This window comes from Pseudomonas sp. FSL R10-0056 (assembly GCF_009600105.1).
In the GTDB taxonomy this organism is placed as follows: domain Bacteria; phylum Pseudomonadota; class Gammaproteobacteria; order Pseudomonadales; family Pseudomonadaceae; genus Aquipseudomonas; species Aquipseudomonas bubulae.
In genome coordinates this window covers 1-3,097 of sequence record NZ_WIWL01000031.1, presented here as the reverse complement: position 1 = coordinate 3,097, position 3,097 = coordinate 1, and the positions used below count along the sequence as shown (strand labels likewise).

Sequence of the window (3,097 nt, the reverse complement as noted above, 5' to 3'; positions counted from 1 at the left end):
GCAAATTGCTTGGGTGTTATATGGTCAAGCCTCACGGGCAATTAGTATTGGTTAGCTCAACGCCTCACAGCGCTTACACACCCAACCTATCAACGTCGTAGTCTTCGACGGCCCTTTAGGGAACTCAAGGTTCCAGTGAGATCTCATCTTGAGGCAAGTTTCCCGCTTAGATGCTTTCAGCGGTTATCTTTCCCGAACATAGCTACCCGGCAATGCCACTGGCGTGACAACCGGAACACCAGAGGTTCGTCCACTCCGGTCCTCTCGTACTAGGAGCAGCCCCTCTCAAATCTCAAACGTCCACGGCAGATAGGGACCGAACTGTCTCACGACGTTCTAAACCCAGCTCGCGTACCACTTTAAATGGCGAACAGCCATACCCTTGGGACCGGCTTCAGCCCCAGGATGTGATGAGCCGACATCGAGGTGCCAAACACCGCCGTCGATATGAACTCTTGGGCGGTATCAGCCTGTTATCCCCGGAGTACCTTTTATCCGTTGAGCGATGGCCCTTCCATACAGAACCACCGGATCACTAAGACCTACTTTCGTACCTGCTCGACGTGTCTGTCTCGCAGTCAAGCGCGCTTTTGCCTTTATACTCTACGACCGATTTCCGACCGGTCTGAGCGCACCTTCGTACTCCTCCGTTACTCTTTAGGAGGAGACCGCCCCAGTCAAACTACCCACCATACACTGTCCTCGATCCGGATAACGGACCTGAGTTAGAACCTCAAAGTTGCCAGGGTGGTATTTCAAGGTTGGCTCCACGCAAACTGGCGTTCACGCTTCAAAGCCTCCCACCTATCCTACACAAGCAAATTCAAAGTCCAGTGCAAAGCTATAGTAAAGGTTCACGGGGTCTTTCCGTCTAGCCGCGGATACACTGCATCTTCACAGCGATTTCAATTTCACTGAGTCTCGGGTGGAGACAGCGCCGCCATCGTTACGCCATTCGTGCAGGTCGGAACTTACCCGACAAGGAATTTCGCTACCTTAGGACCGTTATAGTTACGGCCGCCGTTTACCGGGGCTTCGATCAAGAGCTTCGCGTTAGCTAACCCCATCAATTAACCTTCCGGCACCGGGCAGGCGTCACACCCTATACGTCCACTTTCGTGTTTGCAGAGTGCTGTGTTTTTAATAAACAGTCGCAGCGGCCTGGTATCTTCGACCGACAGGGGCTTACGCAGTAAATGCTTCACCTCCATCGGCGCACCTTCTCCCGAAGTTACGGTGCCATTTTGCCTAGTTCCTTCACCCGAGTTCTCTCAAGCGCCTTGGTATTCTCTACCCAACCACCTGTGTCGGTTTGGGGTACGGTTCCTGGTTACCTGAAGCTTAGAAGCTTTTCTTGGAAGCATGGCATCAACCACTTCGTGTTCTAAAAGAACACTCGTCATCAGCTCTCGGCCTTAGAATCCCGGATTTACCTAAGATTCCAGCCTACCACCTTAAACTTGGACAACCAACGCCAAGCTGGCCTAGCCTTCTCCGTCCCTCCATCGCAATAACCAGAAGTACAGGAATATTAACCTGTTTTCCATCGACTACGCTTTTCAGCCTCGCCTTAGGGACCGACTAACCCTGCGTCGATTAACGTTGCGCAGGAAACCTTGGTCTTTCGGCGTGGGTGTTTTTCACACCCATTATCGTTACTCATGTCAGCATTCGCACTTCTGATACCTCCAGCAAGCTTCTCAACTCACCTTCACAGGCTTACAGAACGCTCCTCTACCGCATCACCCTAAGGTGATACCCGTAGCTTCGGTGTATGGTTTGAGCCCCGTTAAATCTTCCGCGCAGGCCGACTCGACTAGTGAGCTATTACGCTTTCTTTAAAGGGTGGCTGCTTCTAAGCCAACCTCCTAGCTGTCTAAGCCTTCCCACATCGTTTCCCACTTAACCATAACTTTGGGACCTTAGCTGACGGTCTGGGTTGTTTCCCTTTTCACGACGGACGTTAGCACCCGCCGTGTGTCTCCCATGCTCGGCACTTGTAGGTATTCGGAGTTTGCATCGGTTTGGTAAGTCGGGATGACCCCCTAGCCGAAACAGTGCTCTACCCCCTACAGTGATACATGAGGCGCTACCTAAATAGCTTTCGAGGAGAACCAGCTATCTCCGAGCTTGATTAGCCTTTCACTCCGATCCACAGGTCATCCGCTAACTTTTCAACGGTAGTCGGTTCGGTCCTCCAGTTAGTGTTACCCAACCTTCAACCTGCCCATGGATAGATCGCCCGGTTTCGGGTCTATTCCCAGCGACTAGACGCCCTATTAAGACTCGCTTTCGCTACGCCTCCCCTATTCGGTTAAGCTTGCCACTGAAAATAAGTCGCTGACCCATTATACAAAAGGTACGCAGTCACCCAACAAAGTGGGCTCCCACTGCTTGTACGCATACGGTTTCAGGATCTATTTCACTCCCCTCTCCGGGGTTCTTTTCGCCTTTCCCTCACGGTACTAGTTCACTATCGGTCAGTCAGTAGTATTTAGCCTTGGAGGATGGTCCCCCCATATTCAGACAAAGTTTCTCGTGCTCCGTCCTACTCGATTTCACTGCAAAGATGTTTTCGCGTACAGGGCTATCACCCACTATGGCCGCACTTTCCAGAGCGTTCCGCTAACATCAATACAGCTTAAGGGCTGGTCCCCGTTCGCTCGCCACTACTAAGGGAATCTCGGTTGATTTCTTTTCCTCAGGGTACTTAGATGTTTCAGTTCCCCTGGTTCGCTTCTTAAGCCTATGTATTCAGCTTAAGATACCTAACTTATGTTAGGTGGGTTCCCCCATTCAGACATCTCCGGATCAAAGTCTGTTTGCCGACTCCCCGAAGCTTTTCGCAGGCTACCACGTCTTTCATCGCCTCTGACTGCCAAGGCATCCACCGTATGCGCTTCTTCACTTGACCATATAACCCCAAGCAATCTGGTTATACTATGAAGACGACATTCGCCGAAAATTCGCTGCTCAATTAAGAGCAATCACAAATTTTACCTTAGCCTGAATAAACACCAGTGAAAGTGCTATCCAGTCTAACTTTCTATTACATACCCAAATTTTTAAAGAACGATCTAATCAAAAGATCAGAAAT

1 rRNA gene is annotated in these 3,097 nt (G+C 50.6%); it reads right to left on the bottom strand.

What is annotated here, in order from left to right:
• Nucleotides 1-20: 20 nt before the first annotated feature.
• Nucleotides 21-2,914, bottom strand: a 23S ribosomal RNA gene (locus tag GHO42_RS01970).
• Nucleotides 2,915-3,097 lie beyond the last annotated feature (183 nt).